General features: G+C 56.2%; 20 protein-coding genes, 1 tRNA gene and 1 riboswitch. Of the genes, 16 read left to right on the forward strand and 5 right to left on the reverse strand.

The features are described from left to right. Nucleotides 1–298 precede the first annotated feature (298 nt). The 5 genes from FD37_RS04660 to FD37_RS04680 all read left to right on the forward strand — a co-directional run bounded on the left by FD37_RS04660 (nucleotide 299) and on the right by FD37_RS04680 (nucleotide 7,323). The gene (locus tag FD37_RS04660; protein ID WP_225436322.1) at nucleotides 299–868 is read left to right on the forward strand and encodes a matrixin family metalloprotease; all 570 of its coding nucleotides are present in this window, start codon (nucleotides 299–301) and stop codon (nucleotides 866–868) included. A 377-nt stretch (nucleotides 869–1,245) separates the two neighbouring features. Next, a complete protein-coding gene (locus FD37_RS04665) occupies nucleotides 1,246–2,721 on the forward strand; it encodes an MFS transporter (RefSeq protein ID WP_082078050.1) in 1,476 nt (491 codons plus the stop codon). After that, on the forward strand, nucleotides 2,708–3,571 hold the full coding sequence (locus tag FD37_RS04670) for an alpha/beta hydrolase (protein ID WP_052957219.1): 864 nt from the start codon (nucleotides 2,708–2,710) through the stop codon (nucleotides 3,569–3,571). Before FD37_RS04665 ends, FD37_RS04670 begins: the two co-directional genes overlap by 14 nt. A 32-nt stretch (nucleotides 3,572–3,603) precedes the next feature. After that, nucleotides 3,604–4,671 (forward strand): alpha/beta hydrolase fold domain-containing protein, encoded by a 1,068-nt coding sequence (locus FD37_RS04675; RefSeq protein WP_225436321.1) that lies wholly within the window; start codon nucleotides 3,604–3,606, stop codon nucleotides 4,669–4,671. 438 nt (nucleotides 4,672–5,109) lie between these two features. Continuing rightward, entirely contained in the window at nucleotides 5,110–7,323 is a 2,214-nt protein-coding gene (locus FD37_RS04680; RefSeq protein ID WP_056963813.1) for a glycoside hydrolase family 65 protein, read from the forward strand. A gap of 162 nt (nucleotides 7,324–7,485) precedes the next feature. On the opposite strand, the gene FD37_RS04685 is transcribed toward FD37_RS04680, so the two are convergent. Beyond that, nucleotides 7,486–9,390: a leucine-rich repeat domain-containing protein gene (locus tag FD37_RS04685; protein ID WP_147007752.1), complete on the reverse strand. Its 1,905-nt coding sequence runs from the start codon at nucleotides 9,388–9,390 to the stop codon at nucleotides 7,486–7,488. 782 nt (nucleotides 9,391–10,172) lie between these two features. On the opposite strand from FD37_RS04685, the gene FD37_RS04690 reads away from it, so the two are divergent. Next, entirely contained in the window at nucleotides 10,173–11,006 is an 834-nt protein-coding gene (locus FD37_RS04690) for a histidine phosphatase family protein (protein WP_056963817.1), read from the forward strand. A 183-nt stretch (nucleotides 11,007–11,189) separates the two neighbouring features. Here FD37_RS04690 and FD37_RS04695 read toward each other — a convergent pair whose 3' ends face one another. From FD37_RS04695 to FD37_RS04705, 3 genes are all read right to left on the reverse strand, one after another. Beyond that, the gene (locus tag FD37_RS04695) at nucleotides 11,190–12,806 is read right to left on the reverse strand and encodes a putative polysaccharide biosynthesis protein (RefSeq protein WP_056963818.1); all 1,617 of its coding nucleotides are present in this window, start codon (nucleotides 12,804–12,806) and stop codon (nucleotides 11,190–11,192) included. 483 nt (nucleotides 12,807–13,289) lie between these two features. Beyond that, nucleotides 13,290–13,604, reverse strand: a complete 315-nt coding sequence (locus tag FD37_RS04700; RefSeq protein WP_045807621.1) for a DMT family transporter — start codon at nucleotides 13,602–13,604, stop codon at nucleotides 13,290–13,292. A gap of 5 nt (nucleotides 13,605–13,609) precedes the next feature. Continuing rightward, nucleotides 13,610–13,930 (reverse strand): DMT family transporter, encoded by a 321-nt coding sequence (locus FD37_RS04705; protein WP_056963820.1) that lies wholly within the window; start codon nucleotides 13,928–13,930, stop codon nucleotides 13,610–13,612. Between the two features lie 64 nt (nucleotides 13,931–13,994). Then, nucleotides 13,995–14,092: riboswitch (guanidine-I (ykkC/yxkD leader) on the reverse strand. A gap of 318 nt (nucleotides 14,093–14,410) precedes the next feature. On the opposite strand from FD37_RS04705, the gene FD37_RS04710 reads away from it, so the two are divergent. From FD37_RS04710 to FD37_RS04735, 6 genes are all read left to right on the forward strand, one after another. Beyond that, nucleotides 14,411–15,205 (forward strand): DUF6198 family protein, encoded by a 795-nt coding sequence (locus FD37_RS04710; protein WP_056963822.1) that lies wholly within the window; start codon nucleotides 14,411–14,413, stop codon nucleotides 15,203–15,205. 630 nt (nucleotides 15,206–15,835) lie between these two features. Then, complete coding sequence (gene scrK / locus FD37_RS04715; protein WP_045807618.1) at nucleotides 15,836–16,711, forward strand: fructokinase ScrK; 876 nt, start codon at nucleotides 15,836–15,838, stop codon at nucleotides 16,709–16,711. A 32-nt stretch (nucleotides 16,712–16,743) separates the two neighbouring features. Next, nucleotides 16,744–17,754 carry a zinc-dependent alcohol dehydrogenase family protein gene (locus tag FD37_RS04720; protein ID WP_045807617.1) on the forward strand — a complete coding sequence of 337 codons (1,011 nt, stop codon included), beginning with the start codon at nucleotides 16,744–16,746 and terminating at the stop codon, nucleotides 17,752–17,754. Nucleotides 17,755–17,833: 79 nt separating this feature from the next. Beyond that, the gene (locus tag FD37_RS04725) at nucleotides 17,834–18,583 is read left to right on the forward strand and encodes a DUF6198 family protein (protein WP_056963823.1); all 750 of its coding nucleotides are present in this window, start codon (nucleotides 17,834–17,836) and stop codon (nucleotides 18,581–18,583) included. A 3-nt stretch (nucleotides 18,584–18,586) separates the two neighbouring features. Next, nucleotides 18,587–18,976: a VOC family protein gene (locus tag FD37_RS04730; protein ID WP_045807615.1), complete on the forward strand. Its 390-nt coding sequence runs from the start codon at nucleotides 18,587–18,589 to the stop codon at nucleotides 18,974–18,976. A gap of 669 nt (nucleotides 18,977–19,645) precedes the next feature. After that, nucleotides 19,646–20,059 carry a hypothetical protein gene (locus FD37_RS04735; protein ID WP_056963825.1) on the forward strand — a complete coding sequence of 138 codons (414 nt, stop codon included), beginning with the start codon at nucleotides 19,646–19,648 and terminating at the stop codon, nucleotides 20,057–20,059. A gap of 6 nt (nucleotides 20,060–20,065) precedes the next feature. On the opposite strand, the gene FD37_RS04740 is transcribed toward FD37_RS04735, so the two are convergent. Then, nucleotides 20,066–21,043, reverse strand: coding sequence for a LacI family DNA-binding transcriptional regulator (locus FD37_RS04740; protein ID WP_056963827.1), 978 nt, complete (start codon nucleotides 21,041–21,043; stop codon nucleotides 20,066–20,068). 224 nt (nucleotides 21,044–21,267) lie between these two features. On the opposite strand from FD37_RS04740, the gene FD37_RS04745 reads away from it, so the two are divergent. The 4 genes from FD37_RS04745 (at nucleotide 21,268) to nrdJ (ending at nucleotide 25,133) form a co-directional block, all read left to right on the forward strand. Then, nucleotides 21,268–21,339, forward strand: a tRNA-Gln gene (locus FD37_RS04745). A gap of 65 nt (nucleotides 21,340–21,404) precedes the next feature. After that, on the forward strand, nucleotides 21,405–21,746 hold the full coding sequence (locus FD37_RS04750; protein ID WP_056963830.1) for a hypothetical protein: 342 nt from the start codon (nucleotides 21,405–21,407) through the stop codon (nucleotides 21,744–21,746). A gap of 155 nt (nucleotides 21,747–21,901) precedes the next feature. Continuing rightward, nucleotides 21,902–22,618, forward strand: a complete 717-nt coding sequence (locus tag FD37_RS04755; protein ID WP_056963832.1) for a class I SAM-dependent methyltransferase — start codon at nucleotides 21,902–21,904, stop codon at nucleotides 22,616–22,618. Between the two features lie 262 nt (nucleotides 22,619–22,880). Continuing rightward, nucleotides 22,881–25,133, forward strand: a complete 2,253-nt coding sequence (gene nrdJ, locus FD37_RS04760; protein ID WP_371862581.1) for a ribonucleoside-triphosphate reductase, adenosylcobalamin-dependent — start codon at nucleotides 22,881–22,883, stop codon at nucleotides 25,131–25,133. The last annotated feature ends 10 nt before the right edge of the window (nucleotides 25,134–25,143 follow it).

Raw genomic sequence — 25,143 nt, forward strand, 5'->3', positions numbered from 1 at the left:
GCCGTCGTTCGGGTCGGTATGTTCGGCAAGGGACGTCGGACAAAGGTGCTTTCAAAAATGAATGTCAGCACTGAAAATTGGCTGAAAAAAGTGACCAAATTGACAATGACTTATCATGTGATAGAACGGATTGCCGGTAAATCAAGACTTCTCGTACCTTCCATTTACAGAAAAAAACACCAGAATTACCCCACATCGCCCTAAATGGAGTGGTAGAATTATCCACACCGCTAATAATGAGCATGCTACGCTTCTCCTTTTGCTCTCATACTAGAGAACATCAAGAAACGGAAAGCGAGTGCTGATTATTATTCACGGATTCAAGACGACATTGCTAGTGGCCTGCCTCACGGTGGCGGTCTTTCTCGGTCTGACCACGACTTCCGCGGCTGCGGCCGCTAAGACCCCTTCCTGGGGCCACTGGGACTCCACCAAGATCACCTACACCTACGACGGCTCCTCCAAGTACTACCGGAGCGTCTGGAAGACGGCGGTCAAGAAGTGGAACCGAACCGGCATCGTCAAGCTCAAGGCCGTGTCGTCCGTGAAGAAGGCCGACGTGGTACTGGAATCCAGCGCCTCGCTCAGCACTAAGACGGGCTTACTGAGTGGTTACACCAATTACTCGTACGTCCATAAAGAGGAAGATAACGAGATCGTTTCGGCGACGTCGACGTTGAACCGGGGGCTGCTGACCAGCTTTCAGTACACCAAGACCCAACGGATGAACGTGGCGACCCACGAACTGGGCCATGCTTTGGGGCTCAGCCACTCGAAGAGCAGCAAGAGCGTGATGTACCCGACCAACCGCTACGCCAACATCAGCCACCAGGACAAGGTGGCTTTGGACAAAGCCTACCATTCGTAACAGCTAATTAGAAACGTTAAATAACACTAGTATCCGGCGTGCTCAGCAAATGGGTGCGCCTTTTTTATGGCGTCGTCAGTTAGTTCAACAAATGATTAAACGGGCCATGAAAAGTCCCGGTTGGTGGCGTGGCTCAACCATCAGCGGGCACAGTTAGTTAGGCCGGACACGCAAACGGGGTAAAAAAACCGTTTATATTTGTGACTTAATTCAAAATTGGGTTAAATGGGTAAGAGAGTTATAAAAGGTAAGTTAAACGTCAAATAGTGGGATTACCGTTTAGAGGGTAAGCGATTATATTGAATACATGAAAGCGATTTCAATTATATTGTTATTCTCCAATCATTAACCCACTTTAACGGGGGAGGGTGTTTCATATGAGTAAAGTACAAATTTGGAAACAACGGATCTTCTATGGGGCGACGGATATGGCCGGTAACCTCATTTGGCAGATCGTCGGACTCTACTTACTGTTCTACTACACCACGGTGCTGGGCATCTCGCCAGCCTTCGTGGGGACGCTGTTCTTGGTGGTCCGGGTGATCGATGCCTTTGATGGGGTCGTGTACGGCTACCTGATCGACCACACCCATTCGAAGTACGGCAAGTCGCGGCCTTACTTCCTGTGGTTCGGGGTACCGCTGGGGATTCTGACCATGCTGCTGTTCTTCAATCCGACCTTTGGGGGCAACAAAGCCTTCCAACTGGCCTGGATTTCCCTGGTCTACACGCTATTTAGCCTGGTCTACTCCGGGGCCAACACGCCGATCACGGCGATTCTGCCGAGTCTGAGCTCCGACCCTGACGAGCGGACCAACCTCGCCAGCGCCCGGATGGTCATGACCAATATTGGAACCGCTGTCATCGGGGCGATTTCCCTACCGATGGTGGCCAAGCTGGGCGGAGGCAACACCAAGCTCGGCTGGACGATTTGGGCCGCCATCATCGGGGTCGTCATCATGTTGCTGTTCTTCGGGGCCTTTGCGAACCTGCGGGAACACAACGCCGTGGACAACACCGCGGTTGACGAAGCCAACCACATCAAGAGTCATTTATCGGTCGGCGAATCCCTGAAGGGCGCCGCCAAGAACACACCGTGGGTCCTTTTGAGTATCGGCTTCATTCTCTTACAGACCTTCTGGGTCATCCGGATGCAAACGGCGGTCTACTACCTGACCTACGTCTACCGGCGGACCGACATGATCGGCCTGTTTAACGGTCTGATCATCGTTGCGGTCATCGGGAACCTGTCCGTGCCACTCTTAAGCAAGTTCATGAAGCACCGGAACGTCATGGTGGTCGCTTTACTGGGCTTTGCCGTGGGGGAGGCCATCATGCCGCTGGGGCTCAGCTCCGGGAGTATGATTCCGCTCTTTACGGGGATGATCATCTCGACCATCGCCATGGGGGCCGCCTTCTCGATCTCCTTCGTGATGATTGCTGACACCGTTGAGTACTCACGGTTGAAATTAAGAATCGACGAACCGGGAATCCTGTCCTCCGTTCCAATGGTCGGCGCCAAGCTGGGCATGGGACTGGGTGGCTTCCTGTCCGGGATGATCCTGTCCTGGGGTGGTTTCCAGGCCAGCGCCAAGATTCAGGACGCCAAGGCTCTGTCCGCCATTAGCGCCAGCTTCATCTGGATTCCAATCGTGATCGCGGTGGCTATCTGCGTGATCCTGCAGTTCTACAAGTTGGACGAAGCCGAAGTCGCGGCCGAGGTCAAGGCCCAAGCCGCCGCAGCGGAAAAGCGGGCGGCCGAACAGGCACAAACGACCGACACCGCCGTCACCGCGGACTCCGCGGTGGCCGATGATGAATCGGACGAGGACTTGAGCGATGGAAATCTCTAAATTAACCTTGGGGGCCGCCGATAATCAGGTGACGGTCACCTTTTATGAGCCGGCCCCGATTGCCGACCTGCACGTGATTCAACGTCGACCGTTAGCCATCATTTTACCGGGTGGGGGCTTTACCTTCTACTCGCAACGGGAAAGCGAGATCATCGCGCTGAACTACCTGGCGCAGGGGTTTGCGGCCGTGGTGGTCGACTACCAGTTGGCCGACCAGCCGCCGGTCCTGCCCCGCGCCCTCTATCAGGTGGGCACGGTGGTCGCCTACTTCCGGAAGAACGCCGTGGTGTACCACCTGGCGCCGGATAAATTTCTCCTGGCCGGGTTCTCAGCGGGAGGCTACGTGACGGCGCTCTACGCCGATCAGTGGGCCGCGCCCTTCCTGACCCAGGCCGTCGGGGTGACCCGCGCGGACCTGCAAGTCAACGCGGTGGGCCTGGCCTACCCGGTGATTGGGCTGCGGTTGGGCTGGCCCCCGACCGCGCGTGAGCGGGCCGCCATCGTCGGCGATTGGCCGTATCACGAGGCCGACCAGCTGGTGAACGGGGAGAACCCGCCGACCTTTATCTGGGCGACCCAGACCGATGAACTGGTCCCGGTCACCAACACCCAACACTACGTCCAAGCACTCGAACGGGCCGGCGTACCGGTCCACAGCACCATCTACGACCAAGGACCCCACGGTCTGGCGTTGGCCCGCCCGGTCACGGCGTTTCCGCGGAGCTTCGACCCCGCCGACCCTGACTTCGGCGCCGCCTTCGTCCAGCCCCACGTGGCCCACTGGTTCCCGCAACAACTTGACTGGTTGACGCGCCTCTGGAATCTAAATGATTTCTGGCGCGACCAATAAACACACGCACCATCTCGGGGGAGGTTATTGACATGACAAAAGAATCGATTATTAACGACGCCACGGCCCAGCGGTCGACTGATTACGAGGCGGAACTGACCCGGCTGGGAAAGCTCCCGGTCAGTCAGCTGCAGGCCGGGGTCACGTCCTGGTTCAAGGACCGCCAGCCGGCCCACACCTACGAACCGCTGATCTGGGACACGGTGAAGGACCTGCCGGAGAATCCGCAGCTGAGTCCGGACCTGACCAGCCTGCGTCAGGGGACCGAAACGTCGGGGCAACGCGACCTGACCACCGTACCGATGAAGGTTCAGATGCGCCAGATCGTGGCGATGAACCGGCGGGTGCGGGCGATTCGGATCGCCCGGATGGACCACCTGGGTTCCGACCAGGTCCTGGTCTACTTTCACGGCGGGGCCTACTACGGGGGGACGCCGGAAGACGTGATGACCGCCATGCGCTACTTGGCGGAACAGGCCAACTGTGTGGTCTACAACGTCGACTACGCGCTGGCGCCCGAGCAACCCTACCCGGCCGCGATTCTGGACGGCCTGGCGGTGATCGAGCAGCTGGCGCCCAAGCACAGCCAGATCTCCGTGAGTGGGGACTCCGCCGGGGCCTCCATCGCGTTGGCCGTCAGTCAGCTTTGCCGGCTGATGGGCATCTGCGAGATCCGCAGCCACATCCTGTTTTACCCGACCCTGATCCAGGGGTCGGACCACGAGGGACCACTCTGGGACGACACCAAGATCCCCGTCGTGGCCAGTCAGCGGACGGCGCTGCACCGGTTCTACCAGCTCTTCGAACAGCTCGACACCATCATGAGCGACTACTACATGAACCACCAGCCTTACGACCTGACGGCGCCGCTGATCTCGCCCTTCCTGGCGGACCCGGCGATCTTCAAAAACACGTCGATCCTGATCGGGGAGTTCGACCCGTTCCGGCTCCAGTCCGAGGCCTTCATCGACCGGGTGGGTCAGGCCAACGACGACGCGAATTACCTCCGTTATGGCGGCTTGAGTCACGCCTTCCTGAACTTCACCGGCAACGTCCCGGCCGTCCAGGACGCCTTGAAGATGGCGGCGGGATTGATTTAGGAATGGATAGACGGTGACAGGCGCTCCACGCCGGCGAGCAAGCTGGTCGAGGTGGGCCCGACTCTGAAGCCCACAAAACCCGTGGTCTCCAGAGCTCGACCTTGATGTAACCTGGCCCAAAACGCCAGGTTACATCAATTTCACCACGACTAGCAAGTCGCCTCTGTTTCGCTAACGGTGGCGCCCCCGGTTAACTTTGGGTGCTCGAGGCACTAGAATTGTGGGGAGCACTGGCACCAATCCTCAAAATGAGGTTCGAACCAGGATGTGTCCTGCTGGTTGATAAAAGCGAGCGTGAGCTTAACGCGCCGTAGTGGTGATAAATCAATGACGGGGCAATTGCCCATCATCTAGATTGCTGCTACGTGAGATCAACCAGCGCGACATGTGAACTAGTATCTAAAAACGGCATAAGCAGCACTTAGGGAGGTTTTTCTTGTGACGACACGCGATTATCACTTAACTTTAAAGGACGTGGGGGGCCACCAGCCGGAATACCTGGAGACCATCTTTTCCCTGGCGAACGGGCACTTCGGCGTCCGGGCCAACGATCCCATCAGCGGCAACCCCATCAGTGGGACCCTGATCAACGGCTTCTACGAGACCGCCCCGATTACCTACGGGGAAGGCGGCTTCGGTTACGCCAAGCTGCACCAGACCATCGTGAACCTGGCCGACCTGCGGCATTTGAGCATCAGCACGCTCAACGGGCACCCGTTTACCACCAGCAAACGCCTGGCGGCCGACCTGAACCTGAATACGGGCGTCTTAACGGAACAGTACCAGGCCAGCTCGCAACAGGGGGAGACCATCCAGCTCACCGTGGAATCCGTGATCGGACAGAACCGCGACAGCTTCTGGGCGATTCGCTACACGCTGGCGGCCGATAACTACGCCGGCCCGCTGGTGGTCAGCAAGTCGATCGCTGTGCCGGCCGCGGCCGAAGAGATTGCCTCCGCTGACCCGCGGAAGACCCGGATGGCCGGGATTCCCGACTGCAAGACCGACTTCACGGCGCCGAACACGCAGCGCTATCAGATTCAGACCAAGGCCTCACAGCTGGCCGTGACCCTGCACCTGCAGATGGCCACGCCGGGCGGGAGTCTGTTGAATTACCGGGTCGACCTCAGCGACGGCCAGCCGCACGCGCTGGACTATCAGGCCTACGTGGGCGTGGTCAGTCGCCACAACACCATCGACCCCATCGTGCCGGTCCTGGCGGCGTCGCTGGAGGAACTCGAAGACGACAACCGCGAATTCTGGGGCAAAATTTGGCGCCACAGTGAGGTCAGCGTCGGCGGCAATCCGGAGCTCGACCTGGCGATCCACTACAACATTTTCCAGCTGAACCAGTCCGCCGGGCGGGACGGCCGAACGGACATCCCGGCCAAGGGACTCAGCGGCTCCGGCTACGAGGGTCACTACTTATGGGACACCGAGATGTATATGTTGCCGTACTTCATTTACACACACCCGCAGATGGCGCGGCAGCTCCTGCAGTACCGTTACCAGGTGCTGCCCCAGGCGCGGGACCGCGCCCGGGAGATGGGGGTGGCCCACGGGGCGCTGTTTGCTTGGCGGACCATCAACGGTGAGGAGGCCTCGGCCTACTACCCGGCCGGCACGGCGCAGTACCACATCGACGCCGACATTGCGTACGCCGTGGGCAAGTACTACGACGTGACCGGCGACTGGGACTTCATCTCCCAGTGCGGCTTTGAAATGGTGCTGGAAACGGCGCGTTTCTGGGTCGACTTCGGGGCCTGGCACCAGCTCGACGCCAAGACCAAGCGCTTCGAATTTCTGACAGTCACCGGCCCCGACGAGTACACGGCGCTGGTCAACAACAACTACTACACCAACCGGATGGCCAAGCATAACCTGGAGCTGGTGGTCAAGCTGGCCGCGGAACTGGCCAAGCACGACCCGAACCGGCTGATGGCGTTCAACGTGACGCCGGCCGACCTGGAGCACTTCCAGGACATCGCCGACCACATTTACCTGCCGTACAGCCAGCAGTACCAGATCAACGCGCAGGACGACAGCTTCCTGAGTAAGCCGCGCTGGCCGGAAGACCGGATGGCGCCGGACAACTTCCCGCTGCTGCTGCACTACCACCCGCTGACGATTTACCGGTACCAGATCGCCAAGCAGGCCGATACCATGCTGGCGGACTACTTGTTCCCGCAGGACCTGACCCATGACCAGCTTGAGCGCGAGTACGACTACTACGAACAGGTCACCACGCACGATTCCTCGCTGTCGCGGTCGATCTTCAGTATCCTGGCGGCGCGGCTGGGGGACACCGAGAAGGCCTACCGTTACTTCATGGATACGGCGCGGATGGATCTGGTCGACCTGCAGAAGAACACGGCGGACGGGCTGCACCTGGCTAACCTGGGGGGCTCGTGGCTGGCGCTGGTCGCCGGCTTCTCCGGGTTCTACGTCGATCACGGGGTGGTCCACATCAGTAACCACCTGCCGCAGGAACTGACGGCGCTGACCTACCGGCTGACGGTCGGCAAGAGCGTCTTGCAGGTTGACTTGAAGCCGGATGAGACCCACGTGCAGCTGATCAGCGGCCCGAGCGTGCACATCGACGTGAACGGCCAGGCGGAAACGCTGATGGCGGTCACGGCACCGACGGATTGATGAAAAACGAACGGGTGGCCAAGGGCGGTTAGCAGCCGTTGGCACCACCTGAAGAAACGCAAACAGGAAGAAACCTCTCGATTGGAGAAGTTCCTTCCTGTTTTTTTAGTAATTGCGAGATGTCTCCGAAACGGTTTTGATGGAGTACTGACGCGGGCGGCGTTAGGAGCGTTTCCGCCAAAGCAGGGCGCCGGTCAGCGTCAGGAGGCCCAGGCTGATCAGCTGCAGCCGGTGAGCGGTTGATTCGTTCGTTTGCGGGAGCTGGGCGACCGACTGGGGCACGCGGGATGAACGCGTCAGTGCGGTCGCGTGGCGGGACGTGCGCCGGAGTGCCACGGTGCGGGGGTGTGACCGCTGCGGCCGTGGAGTGGTTGGCCGGGGCCGTTGCGGCGTGATGGTCGCCCCCTGGCCGGCTGGTCGGCCGGGTTTCGTAGCGGTCGTTCCATGGTCACCTTGCCCAGCGGTCTGGGGTTGGGGCGTCGGTTGACTGGGTGCGGGCTGGACCGGTTGAACGGGCGTTGGGTCTTCGGGTTGCGGGGCGGGCGTCACGGGCACCGTCGGGGTCGTTGGTGGCGTGGGGATGTCCGGGTTCTCGGGATCGACCGGCGTCGGTGGCGTGATGGGCCGGGGATTCATTTGGTTGTCGAGGGTGAAGGTGAAGGTTTCTGTGAAACTGCCATCAGACGGGGCAGGGGCAACGGTAAACCAATAAAAATCGGAAGGCGTTTTTTTAGAAGCCGTGAGCGTGGATAGAATGCTGGGATGCTTAGGATCCATGCCTAACTTAAATTGCTGATCACCGTCGCGGTCGGTATAGGGTGCGTGGTAAGAGCCGTCGCCGTTATCATCGGTCCCAATGGAGACATCAGAGTCGGCAAATGAGTCCTGTTCCTGATGAAGAAAAATAGGGTGGGAGGTTAGAGCGTCAGAAAGAAGGGGAGTTTGAATGGGCATTAAGGTAATGGCAACGGGGGTGGTTAACTGGCCGGCTTTTGAAGACTGGGGATCGTGTGGGGCCGTGGGGGCCATGTCGTTATTTTGTGTATCTGATTGGACCGTTTGGATGCCTTTAAAATGGTCTTTAATCAGTTGGGTCAGGTCGATACTCGGCGATTGGGCGGAAGTCGTTAACGTTCCCAGGTCAATATTTTGACCATCGGAGGTAACGATGTACGCATCATCGTTACTACGGATAAAAGTTTGCAAATGATTGCCATCACAGGTAAAGTTGACGTTTTTAGGAATCGAGGCGGTGATGGCGGTGAACTGGTTATCATTAAGATACAGTTTGGGTGCCTGGGAATCGAAGGAATTATAGGGACCGGTTCCGAGAGCTGGCAGGGAATCGAGGGTACCGGTTAAGCGATTGTGGCTCAAAATAAGCTGATGCAGGTGTGAAAAACCGGAAACATCTGGCATTTCGCCGGTTAACCCCAGTCCCGAGAGCGTTAGATTGAATAACTTAGGACTGTGCCATAGGAGCCGATTGACGATGTCGGAAGCGGAGATATTCCAATTGAGGCTTTCGGCACTTCCGAGTTCAAAGTGGGTCAGATTAGCGGAGAGCCCCATCTTGTGGTTGGGAGTATTGAGATAATCGAGATAATTAAGTAAGGCTTGCGGGGTGAGGGTCAACGCTTCATTAGAAAAAATGGGGTCACCGTTACTATTGCCACTGGCAACAGACACGTCTTTCTGTACCAGCTGGCTGATTGTAAATGATTGGAGATTGGAGAATTGTTCCAGTCCCTTAAGGTCGTGAATGGTACCGGGATGCATGATTGTACCGGTATCGTGAATGTCTGGCTGGGGATGCTTAGGATTATCATAATCCTGATCGGCGGGCCAATTATTATCGTAGCTTGGCACCCGATGAGGATCTGGGGTTAAAATGGCGTGATCGAGGTCGGATAAATTGAGCACGTCACCGGTGTGCTGCCAAAGGTTGGCGTCGGTGATTTGGTCATCGAGTGGGGCGTCGTTTCCTTTCGGGTGTTCGAGACACTGCTTGACCCACTCACGTAAAACGGGGTCGGGCATCCAAACACTGGCGTCCTGATTCGTCATTGTGGTGGGGGTCGTGGTCCGTGGTTGGACGACTGGTTGAGCAGGAGTTGCCTGCGGAGTGGTGGCTGGTGCAGCTGGGCCCTGGTGAGGGCGCGCGGGTTGTGGTGACTGGTCCGTGGCAGACGTTATAGACCGTGTGGCGGGCGTCACTTCTGACTGAGTGGGGGTCGTCGGGGCCGACTTAGGGGCGAGGGGCACCACTTTAGCGGTGAGCGACGCATTTTTGGAAGGTGTTACGTTTTCTTCTGAATGGGTAGTTTTATCAAGCGTATCGGCGTGTGCCTGGGAGGTGGTTAACCCCAGACTAAATAGAAAAAGCGACGTACATATCCCAACTTTACTGGCTTTAGACGGTAATAAGATGTTCCGGAAACGACCTGAATCAAGCAACATGACAACATCCTCCTCTGAATGACATGTGAATAAAAATGTGGTTTACACTATAACTTTAAATCATCTTTAGTCTAATCAGATTTGGATCAATCGCAAGCTAAATTACTTATAAATAAAATAATAACGGGGGATAAAGATCTTAATACGATTTATACAGTCAAAATGCATACCTAGACCAATTAGTATTTCTATCAAACCAACTATTGCTTTCAGAAAGGGTGCAACTAGTTTAGCCAATAACCACTAATCGCATAAAATAAGGGGTTGTCAGAAATAATCGAGTGTGGTAGGTTTAAATATGTAAGCGATTTCGTTTGAAGTAAACCGGCAAACCAGCCAATCACTGAAAACTAGACCACTTGCGACTTACATATTTAGGAGGAGACAGTATGCAGTTAGGACGGACACTCAAGACCGCGCTGAGTGTGGTAGTCATTGCCACCGGGGCGCTGGCCTTAGCTGGGACGACCACCGCACAGGCCAAGAAGAAAACCACGACCAAGCCGGTGACCATCTATTTGACCCGCCATGGCGAGACCACGGGTAATGTGATGGGCCGCGTGCAAGGTTGGAGCGATTTTCCCTTGACCCGCAACGGGTTACAGGTTGCCAACAACCTGGGTCGCGGCTTGAAGGGCAAGACCTTTAAAGCCGCCTACGCTGGGAACCTGACCCGCCAAGAGGTCACGGCCAAGCACGCCCTGAAGTACTCGGGGAATGCCAAGGTCAAGGTCAACATTTCCAAGTACCTGCGCGAAGGGGGTTATGGGAGTTTTGAAGGTGACAGCATCGCCACCGACAACGCCCTGATCGCCGGCGTCTACGGGTACAAGGACGGCAACGAAATGATGGCCAAGCAGGGGAAGGACTACTGGACCAAGCTCCAGGACGCCTACTTCACGCTGGACAATCAGAACAGCCAAAAGACCACGCTGGCCGCCGGTGACCGCGCCGAAAGTTCCCGCCAAGTCCAACAACGGATGGCGAAGGAACTGAAGCAGATTGCCAAGACCACCAAGAACCACGGCGGCGGGAACGTCTTAGTCGTGAGCTCCGGGATGTCGATCAACGAGTACCTGGCGACCATGGCCAAGGACTACACGGGGGCGCCGTTAAAGAACGCTTCCGTGACGAAGTTGACCTACAAGAACGGCAAACTGGCCGTTTCTGGCAAGATTGGGTCCCTTTATTACGTCGATAAAGGTGCCAAGCTCGCCAAATAAGCACAACCACTTCTTCGAAATACAAAATAACACTTGATTACGGAACTATCCCTGTACTGCCATGCGGGGATAGTTTTTTGTTGGCGCCCCGCGGTATCCAAAAACAGGAAGATAATCCTCAATGATGACGTGAGGGTTATCTTCCTGTTTTGTCGTATGACTCCCAAGGCAACGCTCAAGAGGTTACCCGAAATGCTTATAACGGAAATACTTATACCCGAGTTTCTTGTGGAACAGCTGCTCGGACAGCCCGGTGCGGTTGATGAGTAGCAGGTAGATGGCCAGGTACAGCAGCCCGAAGACCGCCACGTAGACCATGGCGACCAGCTTGCTGGTCAGCTCGGTCAGCGGGAAGACCAGGTGCATGCCCACCGTGATCAGGAGGATGACGGCGAGAAAGGCCAGGTTGACCAGGCCAATCGTTTTCAGGCTATGCAGGTTCAGGGCGTAGTGCCGCCGGATGACCCGCACGCTCATGTAGAGCACGAAGCCAAAGGCGATGCCGGTGGCCAGAATGGCCCCCAGTCCCTGCCAGAGGTAGACCAGCGGGTATTGGAGCACCAGCTTGATGGCCAACCCCTCCAGCAGAATCACCGTGGCGCGTTTGCTCATCCGCAGGGCCTGCATCACCGTCAAGACGTTGATGGCCATGCCCAGGATGAAGCTTTGCAGGACGTTGTAGATCAGGTAGGTCCCGCCCAGCCGGTCGAAGTTAAAGAAGATGCCGTAGATCGGGTAGGACAGCGCGCAGACCATTAGGACGGCCGGCAGGAGGCACACGACCATCAGGTTCAGGTTGGACGTGATGTCGCGCTGGATGCCGGTTCGGTTGGCCTGGATGTCGGCAATCTTGCTGGAAATCAGCGGCAGCGACGTTTCGGAGATCGCCATGGCCAACGAGACGACCACCGTGGTGATCTTGTTGGGGTTGGCCGAGAAGATGGTGAAGGCGTACTGGGTGTGCACGGCCGAGAAATGCAGCGCGCCCTGCATGATCTGCTTAAAGAACAGTTGGTCGAACAGCTGGCACAGCGTGATGCCGGACCCCACGAAGATGAAGGGGATGGACTCGTACACGATGACCCGAATCATCCGCAGCAGGTCGCGGCGGCTGGCCTGGTTGGCCGTGGACGTCGTGGGCTGCCGGTACGCCGCCAACTTCTTCAGGAGGTAGGCGTAACTGGCGACGGCCCCGACGAAGGCGGCGAAGACGCTGACGAAAACCGCGTATTTATAATTGTTGCCGAAGACCTCGATGATCAGGTAGGTCCCGACCAGGATGGTCACGATGCGGATGAACTGTTCCCAGAGTTGGGAGATACCAAAGGGCTTCAGGTCGGAATTTCCCTGGAACCAGCCCCGCAGGACGCTCATGGACGGGAGGATCACGATGGCCGGCACCAGGCTGCGGATGGCGATGATGGCGTCGTTGGTGGAGGCAACGGGACTATTGCGGGCGATGAGCGGCGCCAGCCCGTAGAGGAGCACCCCGCAGATGACCCCGGACAGCAGCATCACGGCAAACCCAATGTGCCCGACACGGCGGGCGTTCTCCGGCTCATCCTTCCCGTTGAAGTAGGCGACGCGGCGCGCGACCGCCGACGGAAAGCCCGCGGTCCCCAGCGCGATGAACAGCGCGTAGGGGGTGTAGGCCGTGTTGAACAGGGCCTGCGCGGCCGTTTGGTGGTAGGGCGACCCAATCATGTACAGCCAGGGGATCAGGTAGACGATGCCCAGGATACGCGACGCGATGCTCCCGAAGGACAGCCAGAAGGTACCCGAGATAATTTTTTTATTCATAATGTATGTGAACTCTTTCGTTTGGCAGAATTTAGGTCGTTGTGAATGGAAAGCTCGTTTAGTGAATTAGATGCTTCTACTAGGTAGTTGTGAGGACTAGTTTAAGGCAACCCCTTTGATGGTATTCGTAGTCATCAGAAGAATTGGTCAATAAAGCAGCCGCAGGTTGTCATCACGCCGGGGGCTGTTGCTGATATCCGACGATATTAGCGCAACAGAGGCGACTTGATGGCCGTGGTGAAATTGATGTTATCTGGCGTTTTGTGCCAGATTACATCAAGGCCGAGCTCCGGAGACCTGCGAACTTTGCAGGGCTTCGGAGTCGTGCCCACCTCGGCCATCTTGCTCGCCGGCGTGGAGCGACTGTTTTAGTCCAGTACGGTCTGTTTCAATCATCGCGAGGGTTCCCAGATCATATTTTCCCATTTTAAAGGTTCTCCGCGTAAAAGAAAAGGCCATCTCGCTGGCCTTGGGGTGAAACCATCACGCAATCAACTTTAAACCCACGGTGGCGACCAAAATGACACCGACCCAGAGCAGTTTGCGCCAGTCCCGGGACTCGCCGAAGAACAGCATGCCCGTCAGGACCCCGCCAGCGGCCCCGATACCGGTCCAGATAGCGTAAGCCGTGCCCATCGGCAACGTCTGCAGGGCCAACTCGAGGAAGCCGAAGCTCCCGCAGAAGGCCAGGATCATCAGTGTCCACAGGCGTACCGTGTGCCGGTGCAGGGCCCAGTTCATGAAGGTGACGCCCAACATCTCACATAAGCCCGCAATGATGAGGAAAAGCCATGCCATGGGTCTCACGCTCCTTTCGTGACGGTCTGTAACCCGCCGATACCGATCAATAACAGGGCAATCAGCCCGATTTTGATAAGGCTGATCGGTTCGCCAAAGGCCAGCATGCCGACCGTGGTGGTCCCCATCGTTCCTAGCCCCACGAAGACCGCGTAGGCCGTGCCGGCCGGCAGGTGGCGGCTGGCGGCAATCAAGAAGTAGAAGCTGAGGTAGACGGCCACCGCGGTCAAGCCCCACTCCCACCAAGTCCCGGCGTGCTTAAAGCCGACGACCCACGAGACCTCGAAGACGGCCCCGCAGACGACCAATAACCAATGTTTGAGCATAATCAGTTCCTCCTAAAGAATCGCAACCTAGAAAAAGCCTGAGAAATTCTGTCGTGATGACAAAATCTCCCAGGCTTTTTCCCTTCCGTGTGCCGAATCTAAGATCCGGGGCTTTCTCTCGGACCAGACCGACCGTGTCGCGGAACCCTAGAAAGCCATTTATGCGATTGATGAATTGACGCTAGCTTAGCACGAATTTGAAATTTCGGCAATGAACCGACTGGAGAAAATCTTTAATGTGATAAAAATCACGAAAAAATACAATCGATTTCATCAAGAAAACCACGCGGATTTGCCGGATTTTCGATCAATCAAGGCACGATAAAGTCCCTAGAATTCGCATAAGCGGGTGCTATACTAATTCTCGTTCTTAGTTGCCGGGGACGCTGGCGATGGGGCGCTTGGCCGACAGATTGTGCCTAAAATCACCATTACCTTGACCGTTCCGACAACCCGCATAATTGAGAAGGAGACATCACGATGAAAGTTGACGCAACATCCGATTTAACCGCTGCGCCGAGTTCACAGCGGACCATCTCGATGGGCAAAGCAATCGCCTACTTTGCCTTTTCGTTGGTCATTAACTCGGCCGGTAACGTCTTGACGCTGGTCACCAGCGCCAAGATTCACCCGTCGTTTCTCGGGGCCGCCTACTGGACGGCTGCCGAGGCAAACCTGGGGACCGCCTTTCACTGGAATCTGTTCTGGGCGTTCCTCATCATGGGCTTCTTAACGGCGGTCTTAAACGCCGTTCTGATGCACCACTGGAGCTGGAAACGGATCATTGGCAACATGGTCTTCATGGTGCCGTTCTCCGCACTGATTCAGGTCTTTGAAGACTTCTTCATGGGAAAGTATCCGACCCTGTTCGGCGGTCTGCCGGACGCACGGAGCCTACCGATGGTCGTCTTTTACGTCCTGTTGAACTTCCTGGGGGTCGCGCTGATTGCGACGGCCATTTCCATCTATCAACGGGTCAACCTAGTGCTGCACCCGGCCGATGACCTGATGCAGATCCTGCGTTTCCGCTACTTCAAGGGGCAAGCGGCCAAGGCGATGTGGGCGTCCTACATTCCGCCGACCCTGATGGCCATCGTCGCCATCATCGTAACCCGCCAGTTCACCAACTTCGGGTTGGGAACCATCTTCGCCTTCGTGGCGCAGGGCGGCATCACCGGAATCGCCGATAAGACGATCTTCCCCAAGCTGAAGCACCAAGCGCTGGACGTGGGAACGGATATTAAGGGCGATACAACGGCAACGGTTGAAGAGTAGATTAAAAGAAGTTTTTCTAGACACACAACTAGCTAGCGCTCTCGTCGAAAGTAGCGGCAGGTAGACGGTTCATTCAAGCCAGGCAACAACGGTAACTTGTTAGTTCAGGTAAGTGTTGGCATTGCCTCACTTTGCTGGTGAGAATCAGCGCATAGGTCAGTGCAACAGAGGCGACTTGATGACCGTGGTGAGATTGATGTTACCTGGTGTTCTTGGCCAGGTTACATCAATGCCGAGCTTTGGAGACCCGTGCACTTCGGGGCTTCGACCTCGTCCCACCAACAGCCATCTTGCTGCCGGCGTGAAGCGTGGTAATCATCAATATAATCAGACTTATTATATAGAAGGGAGTTGAGGCCCGCGTCACGTGATTGGGTGGTCCGCCACCATGAAAAGGCCGAAAGTTATCAGAAAATGTGGGGATAATGTAATCGATTACATTTTGACAATCGTCCGTTTTCTTGCCCTTTTCACGAAAAATCACCCCCTGAAAACGGGTAGGCAAGGTCGGCGTTCGATGATATGCTGAAAGCGTTTTAAAGGTGATGAAATCAATCACGAACACGAATTTATTTAAGTCAAAAAGAGACCGAGCTTGCTCGGGGCTCTCAACCACTGGAGGTGGCAACGATGCAATTAGGCAGTATTGAAGCGGGCGGCACCAAGTTTGTTTGCGCAGTTGGCAACGAGGATTATCGGACCTTGGATAAGGTTCGCATTCCAACGACCACGCCGCAAGAAACGTTGGACCAGACCGTTGCCTATTTCAAGAAGTTTCCGGATCTCAAGGCCATCGCGATCTCATCGTTTGGCCCCATCGAACTGCGGCGTAACTCGCCCAAGTACGGGTACATTACCGATACGCCGAAGAAGGGGTGGGCCAACACCGATTTCGTGGGTCGCATGAAGCAGGATTTTGATATTCCCATCTTCTGGACGACCGACGTGAACGGGTCGGCTTACGGAGAATACGTGATGTCCACGCTGTTCAACGAAAAGGTCGACTCACTGGTCTACTTCACCATCGGGACCGGCGTAGGCGCCGGCGCCATCATTAATGGTAAGTTCGTCGGCAGTATGGGGCACCCCGAGGTCGGGCACGTGCGCTTGAAGCGCCACCCCGACGACCTGGACTTCCCCGGCATCTGCCCGTTCCACGGTGACTGCCTCGAAGGCCTGGTCAGTGGTCCCACGTTCGATGCGCGGGTGGGAAAGCCCGGCAAGGACGTGCCGTTGACCGACCACGTCTGGGACATCATGGCCTATTACGTGGCCCAAGCGGCCTTACAGGAAACGCTGCTGCTGCGGCCCGACAAGATCGTCTTTGGCGGGGGCGTCGTCAGCGAGCCCTTCCTGGTAAAGGTCCGTGCCGAGTTCGCCAAGCTGTTGAACGGCTACGTGGACGTCGGTGATCTGAACGACTACATCGTCATGCCGAAGGTCAAGGAGAACGGGTCCGCCACTCTCGGGGACTTCGCCTTAGCCTTACGGGAATACAATAAATAAGCTAATCAATTAATAAAAGGAGTTTTTAATTTATGAAAGCCTTAGTTTTAACGGGTACCAAGCAGTTTGAAATCCAAGATTTACCAACGCCAGAAGTTAAGTCCAACGAAGTATTGGTCAACACCGCTTACGCCGGCATCTGTGGGACGGACCGGGCATTATACGCCGGCCTTCCTGGCTCTGCCGATGCTGTGCCACCAATTGTCCTGGGCCACGAAAACTCCGGGATCGTTGCAAAGGTTGGCGCTGACGTCACCAACGTGAAGGTCGGTGACCGGGTAGCCGTTGACCCGAACATCTACTGTGGCGAATGTGAATACTGCTTGACGGACCGTCCAGAACTCTGTGACCACCTGTCCGCCGTGGGGGTTACCCGCGATGGTGGGTTGGAAAAGTCCTTTACAGCACCCGCTTCCGTCGTTTACCAAATTCCTGACAACGTCTCCTTGAAGGCGGCGGCCACAACGGAACCAATCTCCTGCGCGGTTCACGGGGTCAAGTTATTGAAGTTGACGCCTTACCAAAAGGCCTTGGTCATCGGGGATGGCTTCATGGGTCAACTCTTCGTTCAATTGTTGCAAGCTTACGGTGTTCACCAAGTCGACTTGGCCGGTGTCGTGGACGAGAAGCTCAACTTGAACAAGGACAAGTTCAACGTGAAGAACATTTACAACACGGCGAAGGGCGACAAGATTCCTGCCGACTACGACGTTGTGATCGAAGCCGTTGGCCTGCCACAAACGCAGGAACAAGCTGTTGAAGCCACTAAGAAGGGCGCCCAAGTCCTGATGTTTGGTGTCGGCAAGCCGGACCAACACTTCTCCATGAACACGTACGAAGTTTACCAAAAGCAATTAACCATCCAAGGTTCCTTCATCAACCCATACTCCTTCAAGGACTCCATTGCCCTGTTGGCCAGTGGCAAGGTGAACGTTGAACCGTTGATCAGTCACGAAGTCGAATTAGAACAGGTCGAAGACGTCTTGAACGGCAACGTGAAGGGTGTCAGCAAGGCCGTTGTGAAGGTCGGCGGCGACAAGTAAACCGTTGTTTCCCGCATAGTAAAGGTAAGGGATTAATGTGAAAGTAGCAACTACATCCAACTTAAGTGAGGCGACCACGATGACGCAGCAGAACCACCGGACGATTTCGATGTCGCGGGCGGTGACCTACTTCATTCTGTCGCTGGTGATCAACTCCGCTGGAAACGTCTTGACGCTGGTCACCAGTGCCAAGATTCACCCGTCCTTTTTAGGGGCCGCGTACTGGTCGGCGGCGGAAGCCAACCTGGGCACGGCGTTCCACTGGAACCTCTTCTGGGCGTTTCTCATCATGGGCTTTTTGACCTCGGTGCTGAACGCGATTCTGATTCACCACTGGGACTGGAAACGGGTGGCCGGTAACATGGTCTTCATGGTGCCGTTCTCCGCGCTGATCCAGATCTTCGAAGACTTCTTCGAGGGGAAGTATCCGGCGCTCTTCACCGGGTTGCCGGACGCGCATAGCACCGGCATGGTGATCTTCTACGTCGCGCTGAACTTCCTGGGTGTTGCGCTCATTGCCACGGCAATCTCGATTTACCAGCGGGTCAACCTGGTGTTGCACCCGGCCGATGACCTGATGCAGATTCTGCGTTTCCGCTATTTCAAAGGCAACGCGACGCGGGCGATGTGGGCTTCCTACATCCCGCCGACCATCATGGCCATCGTGGCACTGGTGATCACCCGGCAGTTTACCAACTTCGGGTTGGGCACGCTCTTCGCCTTTTTGGCCCAGGGCAGTATCACCGGGATTGCCGATAAACTCGTATTCCCACACCTCAAGCACCAAGCGCTGGATGTGGGGCAGGACTTCACCCCTAAGGAGGAGTAACTCATGGCAGTAGCTGATTTTATTGATGGGATTCAACACGTGGGGATTCCATCCATCGATTTAGACAAGACGATTGCGTTTTATAAAAGCTTAGGCTTCGAACAAGCCGGACTGTTCTTAAATGGCAAGAACCGCTGCGCCTTTATGCGGTTGAACAACCTGACCATCGAAACCTGGGAAGGTGATCCCACCAACCCTGAGGCTGGCGCAATCAACCACATTTCATTGAACACGACGGACGTCGACAAGGCCTTCGCCGCTGCTAAGGAACAGGGCTTAGACCTGGTCAATGACGAGATTCAATCCATCCCATCCTTCTGGGACAAGGGGATTCGGTTCTTTAACATCTTGGGCCCGAACCACGAAACGATTGAGTTCTGCCAGATTCTCTAGCGTTCATGAAAGACCGTACTCAAACGACGAAAAGCCGTCCAGCAGGTGCTGGGCGGCTTTTTGTCATGTAAAGAGTTCGATCATTGTGCTCCATGCCGGCGAGCAAGATGGTCATGGTGGGCACGACGCCGAAGCCCTGCAAGAAACGCAGGTCTCCGGCGCTCGGCCTTGATGTAAGCCGACTGAGAAACGGCGACTAACATCAATTTCACCATGACCATCAAGTCGCCTCTGTTGCGCTGATGGTGATGGTTGTGGCAGCTAAACCAGGCAACAGTATTCAAAAGACGGTTTTCAAAGTGATTAGAAGCCGCCTAAGATTCGCTCCTGTTGTGAAATTCACCGATATATCCTTGGTGAGGTCTTAGAAGTGTCTGGAAAAGAACTAGGGAATAACTTGGGTGGACTAATTGGTTTTTGTGAGATAGGTTCTCGGGATACCGATGTCACATCCTAAACATTCCGCAACATTTTCAGAAACTTGGTTGTTTACGGCCGACTAGTTCACTAAACACAGGACTAATTCTGATCAGGGCTATTATAAATAGAGTTAACGCGAATCAATTCAAGAAGGGTTGGGGGAGATGCCATATTATGACACGGAGGTTGTGTATACTAAAGCATGTTGAAAATACATTGATGTAAAAGCGAAGAAGATGAAGTGATAAGATGAAACCTAAACAAATTGGGCAAAAAATAGTGATGTGTATGTTAGTGACTAGTATTTTGGGTATCGGGTCAGCAACGCCGGCCCAGGCGGCAACTTGGCACAAGGGGACGCCAAAAGCAATTCGAGGTAGTTGGGTCTGCCATAAAAGTATTTCTTCAGGGACGCCTGGTTGGGGTCAACGGAAAATTTACGCGAATAAGATGACCAATCAGGACCAACATATGCCGAAAGTTTTATTTACGCATTTGAAGTACAAGTCGCTAGGCCATGGTAAGTATAAGATTCATTGCTTTAGTCGAATTATTAAAAAGAGTTATGGCGACAAGGGCGGTTATATGACGTTAACTTTCGTTAAAAATAACGGTAAATTGAAGACTGGTAATTGGCCTTGGTATCATCATGGAACAGTTTAAGAAGGCTTAGTGGGTCACAATCGTTGCCGGTAAGCGAAATTCTTGGGGTTCTACGTCCGGTTGCGTAATCTGGGCAATCAGGCGGTCGACCGCGGTCTGGCCCAACTGGACGATGGGTTGCTGGGCCGTGACGATGTGGTACGGCAGAAAGTCGAACCAGTCCTGGTCGTCGAAGCCGCCGAGTTGAAACGGCGCGAGGTCGAGCTCGGGGATGCGGTGGAGCACGGTGTCCATGATGGTGTTGTCGGCGGCGAACAGGCCGTCACATTGTTGGTTGACCAGCAACTGTCGGGTCATCTGGGCCACGTTGCTGTTGTCGGTCCAGGCCGTCGTCTCGATGGCCGCATCGAAGGGCCGACCGGCCGCGGCCAGGGCCTGGTGATACCCCTGGAGCCGTTCGGTCGCGGTGACCGAGACCGCGCTGTTGATGATGCCGATACGTTTTGCGCCGCGCCTGATCAACTGGGTCACAACGGCCTGGGTCGCCTGGACGTTGTCGACCAGTACCCGGTCGTATTGCCGGGCAATCAGGGCCGGGGGCATCCGGTCGACGAAGACCGCGGGGGTCCCGCCCAGCCACTCGACGTAGTTGGTGGGGCCGCCGGCGCTGGCGATGATGACGCCGTCGACCTGCTTTTCGAGCATCAGGTTGAGGGCCTTGGACTCCCGGTCGAGGTGTTCGTCGGTGTTCACGATGAAGACGTCATAGCCGGTGGCGTCCGCCGCGTCCTCGACCGCCCGGACGATTTGGGTGAAGAAGGCGTTTAAGATGTCGGGGATGATCATGCCCAGTGTGTGCGTGTGTTGGACGCGAATGCTGCGGGCCAGGCCGTTGGGGTGGTAGCCGAGTTGCTGGGCAATCTGCTGAATCTTGTGTTGGGTCGCGGGTTTGACCTGGTCACTGTGGTTTAAGGCGCGCGAAACGGTCGCTTCTGAGACACCCGCTTGGGCCGCCACGTCTTTGATGGTTGGTTTTCCGGACAAGGGTGGGTCACCTGCTTTTTTGTTATTAATAATCATTGATAATTGATTTTTGACGTATAAGGATTTACCTTCAAAACCCATGGTAGCGGTTTGGCGGGAGGGACGCAACTGATTCGCCGCTGGGGACCGGCGCGCACCTCGAAATTTTTTGAAAAAGGGGGTTGCGTAACCGCCGGGTGAAATGCTAAAATTATTACCTGTTGGGTCATCAATGACGCAATTATTGGGCTATAGCCAAGTGGTAAGGCAACGGGTTTTGATCCCGTGATGCGCTGGTTCGAACCCAGCTAGCCCAATCAGAATGGTCGTTAGAGCAATTTGTTCTAACGACTTTTTTTGTGGCTTAGAGGAGGAGACGCAGATGCAACGCCGTGATTCACTATTTTTTGAACTATTGGTCAACTTCCTATTAGTGATCGGTCCCCTGGGGCTCATCGGGGAAGGGCTGATTGGGGTGTGGCAGAACGATCCGGCCTACCCGGACGCGTTCGTCCAGTTTGGCGGCTTGATGATGGGGGTCATCAGCCTGATTACCTTACTGGCCTACCTGATCTTCTGGTTGTGGGGTGGCCGTGAACGGGTGCCCGGCTACCGGAAGGCGCTATGGGGGTTCTACCTGATCTGGACCGTCGTCGGAATCTGGCTAGCGCTCTTGACGTTAGGGGTCGTGGCCCCCAGCGGGATTTGGCGCAGTTTTTATTAGGATGCTTGTGAAACGGGGTGGGGTGCCAACGGGGCGCTTGCACCCCTTTTTAGTATAAGGATAATTATAGCAAATTCGCGTGAAACGCGTGCAAACAGTGGGTTTCTGGCCTCTCCTCGGGTATACTCAACGGTACATGAGAGGGGGCGTTGCGGATGCAACGAGTACGTGAAAATGGGATTGATGGCGTGGCGGGAATCGCCGTGTGCGGGGTGGGCAGTCTAATCTGCTTAGCCGTTGGTCTGGGGAGTCACCAACTGGGGTGGCTCTGGGGAGCCTTGATTTATGGCGTTCTAGGAGGTTGTTTCTTACATACGACGCTGGTCGGCAAGGGCGTCATCTGGGACCGCCTACTGCCGCAGCTGGACCTGTCGGCACAGACACAGGCGCTGGACGTCGGGTGTGGCCACGGGTTGGTCATGCTGAAGATCGCCGAACGACTGCCCCTGGGCGGCCACGTCACGGGCATCGATATCTGGCGGCAACAGGACCAGACGCACAACTCGCTGCAGGCCACGACGGACCGCATCGCCGCGGCGGACTTAACGGCGCAGGCCAGTGTGGTGACCGCCGACATGCGGGACCTGCCGTTTCGGAATCAGCAGTTCAACCTGGTGGTCTCCAGCCTGGCCGTCCACAACGTGAAGCCCAAGACGGGACGCCTGGAGAGTCTCCAGGAGATGAACCGGGTCCTGCAACCGGGCGGCCGGTTGGTGATTGTCGACTTAGGATTCACCTGTCAGGAGTACCACGAGGCGTTGCGTCGTCTGGGGTTCACCGACATTCGGGTGACCGGGAACGGCTACAATGGCTGGTGGAGTGGGCCCTGGATGCCTACGCTGACGCTGACCGCGCGCAAGCCGACCCCCTAGATAGGGCGGTCACCGACCTAACGGAACGTGGTGTCAGAAAAAAGTTAAATCGGCAAAATGACCATTTAATGCCGAAACGGTTCACCAGGCAAAAGCGCGAGTTCTCGCTCCGTAAACCGCTAAAATGGTGATTGTCCAAATGCCGAATTTTTCTAAAAGGGCGACTGTCAACACCCATTTCCAACTAACTATATATTGTGCTACCGACCACCGAGGTGCTACTATATATTGCGTAGTTTCAAACGAGATGGGAGAGATTCGCATGATGAATACGGTAACTGCAGCGCCGATTACGCTGTCAGATCAATTTATTAAAGACGTCGAACAAACGATCACGCCACACTGGGGTGAACTCGGTTGGGTGACCTATAAACGAACCTACGCGCGGTGGTTACCGGACCAACAACGGACCGAGGAATGGCCGGAAACGGTCAAGCGGGTCGTTGAAGGGAACGTCAATTTGGATCCCCGCCTACAAGCTGCGGACGTCAGTGACGACGTCAAGCAAGCCTTAACGGAAGAAGCCCAGAACCTCTTTAAGCTGATTTACGGCTTGAGTGCCACGCCGTCCGGCCGGAACCTTTGGATTTCCGGGACCGGCTACCAGCACCGCAACGGGGATGCCCTGAACAACTGCTGGTTTATCGCAGTGCGGCCCCAAGCCTACGGTCACAGCCACATCGTGCCGGACTACTTACAACCCGACCAGGTGGCCGTTTCGATGCCTTACTCCTTCATGTTCGACCAATTAATGAAGGGTGGCGGTGTCGGCTTCTCCGTCGTACCGTCTAACGTGGCGCAGATTCCGGCTGTGGACCGGTCCATCGACCTCACGATCCTGATCGACCGGGACAGCCAATCCTATGACGACTCCCTGAAGTTGGGGGCCGTGGACAAGGACGATTGGTTGGCCGCCCACAACCTCAAGGACGCCCGGTACTACGAGCTGCCCGATACGCGGGAGGGCTGGGTCTTAGCCAACGCGAACATGATCGACGCCCACTTCGATGCGACGAATGCCGAAAACGCCGACCAAGTGGTCTTGGACATGTCGAACATCCGGCCTAAGGATGCCCCCATCAAGGGCTTCGGCGGGACTGCTTCGGGTCCGATGCCTTTAATTGAAATGTTATTTGATATCAACACCATCTTGAACGAGAAGGTGGGCCAGAAGTTGACCTCCGTGGACTGCACCGACCTGGGGAACCTGATCGGCAAGACCGTTGTCGCGGGGAACGTCCGTCGTTCCGCCGAACTGGCGCTGGGTGGCGCCGACGATGAGGCCTTCATCACCATGAAGCAGGACAAGGACAAGCTGTACCACCACCGTTGGGCGTCGAACAACAGTGTCGCGGTCGACTCCGAATTCAAGAATTACCAACCGATTGCCGACGCAATTGCCCAAAACGGGGAACCCGGCATCGTGAACCTGGAATTGTCGAAGCACTATGGTCGGATGGCCGATGGCTACCAGGCCGGCATCGACGACGCGGTCGAAGGGACCAACCCGTGTGGGGAAATTTCCCTGAGCAACGGGGAACCCTGCAACCTGTTTGAGGTCTTCCCGGGTGTGGCGGAAGCCCAGGGCTGGAAGCTCGAGGACGCCTACGCCTTAGGAACCCGGTTCGCTAAGCGGGTCACCTTTAGTGATTACGACTGGGAGGTCTCCCGGAAGGCCATTGAAAAGAACCGGCGTATCGGGATCTCGATGTCGGGAATCCAAGACTGGATCCTCGACACCTTCAAGACGCGGGTCGTCACGGGCTTCAACGAGGTCAAGGACCCCGAGACCGGCGACCTAGTGGCCAAGCCAATCTACAACCAAGCGGCCGTTAAGCGGGTCGACGCGTTGTATCAGGCGGTCGTTGCGGCCGACCGGGACTACTCCGATGAGCTGGGCTGTGAGCCGTCCATCAAGCACACCACGGTCAAGCCATCCGGGACGGTGGCCAAGTTGGCCGGCGTCTCCGAGGGGATGCACTTCCACTACGCCGGTTACCTGATCCAACGGATTCGTTTCCAGGACAGCGATCCGCTGTTGCCCGCACTGGCGGCCTGTGGTTACCACATCGAACCGGACGTTTACACCAAGAACACCATGTGTGTCGAGTTCCCCGTGAAGGCGGCGAACGCCGACGACCCACACTTCGCCTCGGCCGGGAACGTCTCGATCGCCGAACAGTTCGCGACGCAGGCCTTCCTCCAGACGTACTGGTCCGATAACGCGGTCAGCTGCACGGTGACCTTCCAACCCGAAGAAGCCGATGAAATCGCGGGCCTACTGAAGCAGTACCGGCACACCACCAAGTCGACGTCCCTGTTGCCATACAGCGGCAGCGGCTTCAAGCAGGCGCCGAAGGAACCCATCGATGCCAAGACATACGAAGCCAAGTGCGCCGCCATTACCGGTGACGTGGCCCACGTCTTCGATCTGCAGAACAACCACCACGACCAGAAGGACATCGAGTTAGTCGACCAGTCCGACTGTGCCGGTGGGGCTTGCCCAATTCGCTAGGAGGCCACCG

The sequence above is a fragment of the Levilactobacillus spicheri DSM 15429 genome (assembly GCF_001435095.1).
Classification (GTDB): Bacteria; Bacillota; Bacilli; order Lactobacillales; family Lactobacillaceae; genus Levilactobacillus; species Levilactobacillus spicheri.